This is a genomic window from Bacillus sp. GW823-FHT06A10, from assembly GCF_058795375.1.
On the sequence record NZ_JBXAHT010000001.1, the window covers coordinates 1,526,090 to 1,532,089 of the forward strand.

Annotated in this window: 5 protein-coding genes; 4 read left to right on the forward strand and 1 reads right to left on the reverse strand. The window is 34.0% G+C overall.

What is annotated here, in order from left to right:
• The first annotated feature begins 39 nt into the window (after window positions 1-39).
• The 4 genes from AC1Q8M_RS07890 to AC1Q8M_RS07905 all read left to right on the forward strand — a co-directional run bounded on the left by AC1Q8M_RS07890 (window position 40) and on the right by AC1Q8M_RS07905 (window position 5,322).
• Window positions 40-927 carry a GNAT family N-acetyltransferase gene (locus tag AC1Q8M_RS07890; protein WP_000528680.1) on the forward strand — a complete coding sequence of 296 codons (888 nt, stop codon included), beginning with the start codon at window positions 40-42 and terminating at the stop codon, window positions 925-927.
• A 33-nt stretch (window positions 928-960) separates the two neighbouring features.
• Complete coding sequence (locus AC1Q8M_RS07895; protein ID WP_098400669.1) at window positions 961-1,557, forward strand: DUF1349 domain-containing protein; 597 nt, start codon at window positions 961-963, stop codon at window positions 1,555-1,557.
• A gap of 221 nt (window positions 1,558-1,778) precedes the next feature.
• Window positions 1,779-3,533 carry an ABC transporter ATP-binding protein gene (locus AC1Q8M_RS07900; RefSeq protein ID WP_098400668.1) on the forward strand — a complete coding sequence of 585 codons (1,755 nt, stop codon included), beginning with the start codon at window positions 1,779-1,781 and terminating at the stop codon, window positions 3,531-3,533.
• Window positions 3,526-5,322, forward strand: coding sequence for an ABC transporter ATP-binding protein (locus tag AC1Q8M_RS07905; protein ID WP_098361398.1), 1,797 nt, complete (start codon window positions 3,526-3,528; stop codon window positions 5,320-5,322). The genes AC1Q8M_RS07900 and AC1Q8M_RS07905 overlap by 8 nt, the downstream gene beginning before the upstream one ends.
• An 84-nt stretch (window positions 5,323-5,406) precedes the next feature.
• On the opposite strand, the gene AC1Q8M_RS07910 is transcribed toward AC1Q8M_RS07905, so the two are convergent.
• Window positions 5,407-6,000 (reverse strand): collagen-like triple helix repeat-containing protein (locus AC1Q8M_RS07910; RefSeq protein WP_492334130.1); only part of this gene is annotated, 594 nt, incomplete at its 5' end.

Here is a 6,000-nt window from a genome sequence, read left to right on the forward strand (position 1 = left end):
ATATCTAATTTAATGGAATTTAACATTTGGAGGTACAACATGGGGAATGTTGAAAAATTGGTAAGTCTTCTAATAGAAGAACCGAAAAGAGAGCAGTTATTTCCTTTATTTGAAGAAGTGTTTGGAATTACAACTCAAACATTGAATGATTTTTCGGATAAAGGGTATTGGGATGATACATATAAAGCTTTATCATTTTTACAAGAAGATAAAGTGATTGCAAATGTTGCTGCATTTTCACTCCCATTATTAATTAATGGTGAAAAAATAAATGCGGCGGGTATTCAATCAGTCATGACACACCCTAATTTTCGTAGACAAGGGCTAATGACACAATTAATGGATAAAATGATAGAAGAAATCGATAAGAAATGTGAATGTGCATTATTGTTTACGGAAAAACCTGAACTATATACAGCATTTGGGTTTAAAGTTGTGCAGGAATATTTGATGACTATACCATATGATAAAAATATTAATAATAACGATTCACTACTTAAAAAGTTAAATTTCTATAATATAGAGAATAGACAGTTAATACATGAAATTATTGATAGTAGCCAAAGACTTTCAAATAGTTTTTCAACTTTAAACTTCCATCCTTCATTTTATTTGAATATGTATGATTCGGAATGGAATGAGAAATTGTATTATTCAGAGAAACTAGATGCTCTAATCGTTTATGAAGTAGACAATGAAAAGTTGAAATTATTTGGAGTATTTGCGCCAGTACTTCCGGTTTTAGATGAATTATGTGGAGAAATCAATGAAAGGTTTACTGAAATCGAATTTTATTTTTCTCCAGATCAATTAGGGGTTGAGGATGTACAGTTTACAGAAGTACAGTCTAGCAAGTATTTAATGGTTCGAAGTGATAAAGAGTTAGATTTTAAAGGTTATAAATTCCCAGTATTAGCGGAGTTTTAAATGTCTATATAAATGCTTTATTATGGAGGAGCTATGAATATATCGTATATACCAGAACATATTGAGCAACTCACTATAATGAATGTACCTGAATACTATAAAATTAATAATAATCATGCGTTTATTGTCCGTTCGAAAGCAGAAACTGATTTTTGGCTTAAAACACATTATGGTTTTGAAGTAATGAATGGTCATGTATTTTATAATGAGATGATGACAGACTTTCAAGCGGAAGTTCAGTTACGTATGAATCCAAATTCAAAATTCGATCAAGCAGGTCTTTTTGTTATGATTTCGGAGAACTGTTGGCTAAAAACATCTTTAGAATATATCCCTGAAGGGCCATCTCACTTAGGTGCTGTCGTAACGAATAATGGATATTCTGACTGGTCAACGCAAAATTATCCAACTGAAGCAGCTAAGCAACAACTTCGTTTTCGAATTATTCGAAAAAGCGGTGATTACACAATATATGTGAAAAAGGGCCATCAATGGGAACAAATAAGAATCGCTCATTTAATGGAGGATATAGGGAAGGAGCCTGTTAAAATAGGTTTTTACACGTGTAGTCCTTCTAAAAATAAGGGATTTGAGACTGAGTTTTTACATTTTACAATTGAAGAAATATAGATGAAAAACCGTATTCTTTTCATTAAGAATACGGTTTTTGTATTTATATAATATAAAGCACATTTATTGACTACAAAGTCATTAATACTTATCATTTAATAATGTTAAATATTAATTTACATAATATAATAGAAGTAATAAAGAAATTACAAAATATATAGCTTAAATAAGGAGGGATATGAATTATTCAGTGGTAATTTCATGGGAAAAGGAGATTATGTATGAAATCATTTCGTAAGTTATTACAGTATTTAAAACCATACATGTTCTTCGCTATTATTGGGCCGCTATTTATGGTACTTGAGGTTGCGATGGACTTAATTCAACCGACTATTATGCAACATATCATTGATGTTGGGATTGCAAATCGGGATTTAAATTATGTAATAAAAATGGGGCTTCTTATGATAGGAGCAGCAGCACTCGGTTTAGTTGGAGGGCTTGGGTGTATGATGTATTCTACAAAAGCAGCTGTTAATTTCGCTACAGACATACGAAAAGATGTGTTTGCGAAAATAGAAACATTTTCTAGTAATAATCGGGACTCATTTGGAACAGGTAAATTATTAACGATCGTGACAAATGATATCACTTCCATTCAATCGGCAATGACGATGACATTACGTGTTCTCGTTCGTGGTCCACTGTTATTTATCGGAAGTATAATTATTGTTTTTGTAACAGCGCGAGAGTTATTTCCAATATTACTTGTAGTTGTTCCGATTTTATTACTTGCGATTATTTTAATTGCAAGTAAAGCAAGTGGTACATTTAAAAAGGTGCAAGAGGCATTAGACAAAGTGAATACAAAGCTACAAGAAAATTTATCTGGTGTGCGTGTTATAAAAGCGTATGTAAGACAAAAATACGAAATCGCTCAATTTGGAAATGTAAATACAAATTTAACGAAGATAAATATTCGAGCTGTGCAACTTATTTCTTTAATGATGCCAATCATTATGCTAGTTGTAAGTGGCGGGATTGTCGCAACATTATGGATTGGTGGAGAAAAAGTATTCGATGGAACGCTTCAAGTAGGAGCGATTTTGGCATTTATTAATTACTTGAATATCATTTTAATGTCACTTATGTCGATTAGCATGGTATTTATTCAAATTGCGCGAGCTTTTCCATCTGCGGATCGTGTACAGCAAGTGTTAAATACCGAGGTTGATATTATAAGCGAAGCGTATGCGATCGAACCTGAGAAAATTGAAGGAAATATCGAATTTAAAAATGTTAGTTATAGCTATACGAAAAATAATGAATACGTTTTAAAAGATATTTCGTTTAGCATACAAAAAGGTGAAAAAGTAGGGATTATTGGATCAACTGGAAGTGGTAAATCTACCTTAGCGAAACTGTTACCACGTCTATATGATGTGGATCATGGTGAAATATGTATAGATGGAATAGATGTTAAAAAATATGATTTGCAAAAACTCCGTGCTTCAATAGGGTTTGTACCTCAGAAGGCGTTGTTGTTCTCAGGCAGTATAGAAGAAAATTTACGTTATGGTAAAGAAGATGCAACACATGACGAGCTGGAAGTAGCAGCTGCATCAGCTTGTGCGACTGAGTTTATCAATAAGCTGGAAGAATCTTATCAATATAATTTAACACAAGGCGCGACAAATCTATCAGGTGGACAAAAACAACGTGTATCAATTGCAAGGGCACTTGTGAGAAAACCACCGATTCTCATATTAGATGATTCTACATCAGCAGTTGATGCAAAATCAGAGGCTACTATTCAAACAGCTTTAAAAACAAAATATAAAGGCACAACGACTTTATTAATTGCGTCCAAAATTTCTTCCATAATGGATGCGGATAAAATATTTGTATTAGATAATGGTGAATTAGTTGGCAATGGTACACATGAACAATTGTTAGAACGCAGTGAGGTTTATCAGGAAATTTATCTTTCCCAAGGTGGTAATTTGCATAAAGAAGGTGGGGAAGAACATGCGTAATTTTCAAGGGCAATTTGCTAGTAAAGGTGGACGAAACACCCCAAAGATGGGAAAAGCTAAAAATGCTCAAGGAACTGTAATGAGGGTATGGAACTATATGGGCTATCAAAAAGCTGCTCTTATGTTTGTTATATTTCTAGTCGTTGTTACTACATTACTTGGATTATTAGGTCCCTATTTTATGGGAGTCATTATAGATCAATATATTGTACCGAAAGATTTAAGTGGTACAGCAAGAATGTGTATGTTACTTATCGCGATTTATGGTGTAACTGTACTTTTAACATGGTTACAAACGTTTGTCATGATTAACGTTGCATTAAAAACAATTCAAAAAATACGACAAGATATTTTTGAGAAAATCCAAACGCTTTCTTTACGGTTCTTTGATGTGCGTTCTCAAGGTGATTTAATGAGCCGTGTGACAAATGATATAGATAATTTGAATCAAGCTTTGACACAAAGTGTTGTACAAATTATTTCATCAGCATTAACTTTTATAGGTGTAACGATTGCAATGTTCGCCTTAAATTGGATTTTAGCAATTGTAACTTTAATTACAGTACCTATTATGTTTTACGTTACAAAAAAACTAGTTGCATATAGTGGTAAAAACTTTGCGAAGCGTCAAAAAGATTTAGGTGAATTAAATGGATTTATTGAGGAAGCAATTACAGGTGCGGATGTTACAACGTTGTATGGAAAAGAAAAAGAAACTGTACAAAATTTCAATAAAATTAATGAACAGCTAAGAGTTTCAGCTACGAAGGCTGATACATTTTCAGCTTTTATTTTTCCGAGTATGAACTTTATTAATAACTTAGGTATGGGGCTTGTCATTGGGACCGGATCAGTTATGGTCTTAAACGGAATGACAACAGTAGGAGTTATTGCGGCTTTTATTAATTATTCTCGTCAATTCTCAAGGCCGCTAAGTCAATTTGCGACTTTAATGAATACAATTCAAGCGGCAGTTGCTGGTGGAGAACGTGTTTTTGAAATTATGGATGAGGTACCAGAAATTCAAAATAAAAAAGACGCATTCGTTGTACAAAATTTACAAGGGCATGTTGCACTTGAGAATGTTTCATTTGGCTACGCAGAAAATAAAACGATTTTAAAAGAAGTGAGTCTTAAAGCGCAGCCAGGAGAGACAATTGCTTTAGTTGGTCCGACTGGATCAGGGAAAACAACAATCATTAATTTGTTAACTCGCTTTTACGATATACAGCAAGGACAAATTCATATTGATGGAAAAGATATAAAAGATTATGATATTAATTCTTTACGAAGTAAAATAGGAGTAGTTTTACAGGATACGTATTTATTTGCTGGTTCGATTATGGATAATATCCGTTATGGACGCTTAGATGCTACTGATGAAGAAGTTATCACTGCAGCTAAGGCAGCATCTGCACATTCTTTTATTAAGCATTTGCCAAATCAATATGAAACAGAAATTACTTCAGAAGGATCGAATTTAAGTCAAGGGCAAAAACAACTTCTTGCGATTGCACGAGCAATTTTAGCAGATGCAGATATATTAATTCTCGATGAAGCGACATCTAATATTGATACAAGAACAGAATTACAAATACAAGCAGGACTAAATAATTTAATGAGAGGTCGCACAAGTTTTGTGATCGCCCATCGACTTAAAACAATTGAAAAAGCAGATCAAATCCTTGTTATAAAGGATGGGGAAATTTTAGAAAGAGGGAATCATGAATCTCTCATGGAAGATAAAGGGTTTTATTTTGATTTGTATACGAGTCAGTTTAAAATTTAATAAAAAAAATGAGGTTTCTCTAGAAAAGAGAAGCCTCATTTTTTTATTTGTAAACTTTATGAATTACTTTTCTAACCAAATTAATTATCCCACCTGAAAAATACTTATACTTGCAGATACATTTGTTAAAGAGCCACCATCACTATTTGAGAGAGTGATAGTACCTGCTGAAGAGGTGTTATTTATTAAAGTTAATGTTGAAGGAACCACTGTTACGGTAAAAGCAGCAGTACCTTGATTTATTGTATGTGGTGACCCCGTACCAAAACGTCCACCTGAAATTGGTGTACCATTTAGTTCGAGGGAGAATTGGTTTTCGCGAGAAGCTTGTAATTGAAACTCTGCTACATATGTTCCTAGTGTATTAATTATAATATTTCCAGTACCTGTGATGTGGCTAAGGGCAGTTCCTGTTATAGGTCCATTTGTGTTAAAAGTAACACTACTTCCTACTGCAATTGATTGGTTAGTAGTATCAAAAACATATAGATAGTTTGTTAATCCTACACTAGCCGCCCCAGTAGGCCCGGTGGAACCGGTAGAGCCAGTATGTCCAGTAGCCCCAGTAGAACCGGTGAAGCCAGTAGGCCCGGTGGAACCAGTGAAGCCAGTAGGCCCGGTGGAACCAGTGAAGCCAGTAGGCCCGGTGGAACCAGTGAAGCCAGTAGGCCCGGTGGA

Excerpts from the sequence above, each read along its gene's own strand:
- AC1Q8M_RS07890 (WP_000528680.1), top strand. The coding sequence starts at position 40 with ATGGGGAATGTTGAAAAATTGGTAAGTCTTCTAATAGAAGAACCGAAA.
- AC1Q8M_RS07895 (WP_098400669.1), top strand. The coding sequence starts at position 961 with ATGAATATATCGTATATACCAGAACATATTGAGCAACTCACTATAATG.
- AC1Q8M_RS07900 (WP_098400668.1), top strand. The coding sequence starts at position 1,779 with ATGAAATCATTTCGTAAGTTATTACAGTATTTAAAACCATACATGTTC.
- AC1Q8M_RS07905 (WP_098361398.1), top strand. The coding sequence starts at position 3,526 with ATGCGTAATTTTCAAGGGCAATTTGCTAGTAAAGGTGGACGAAACACC.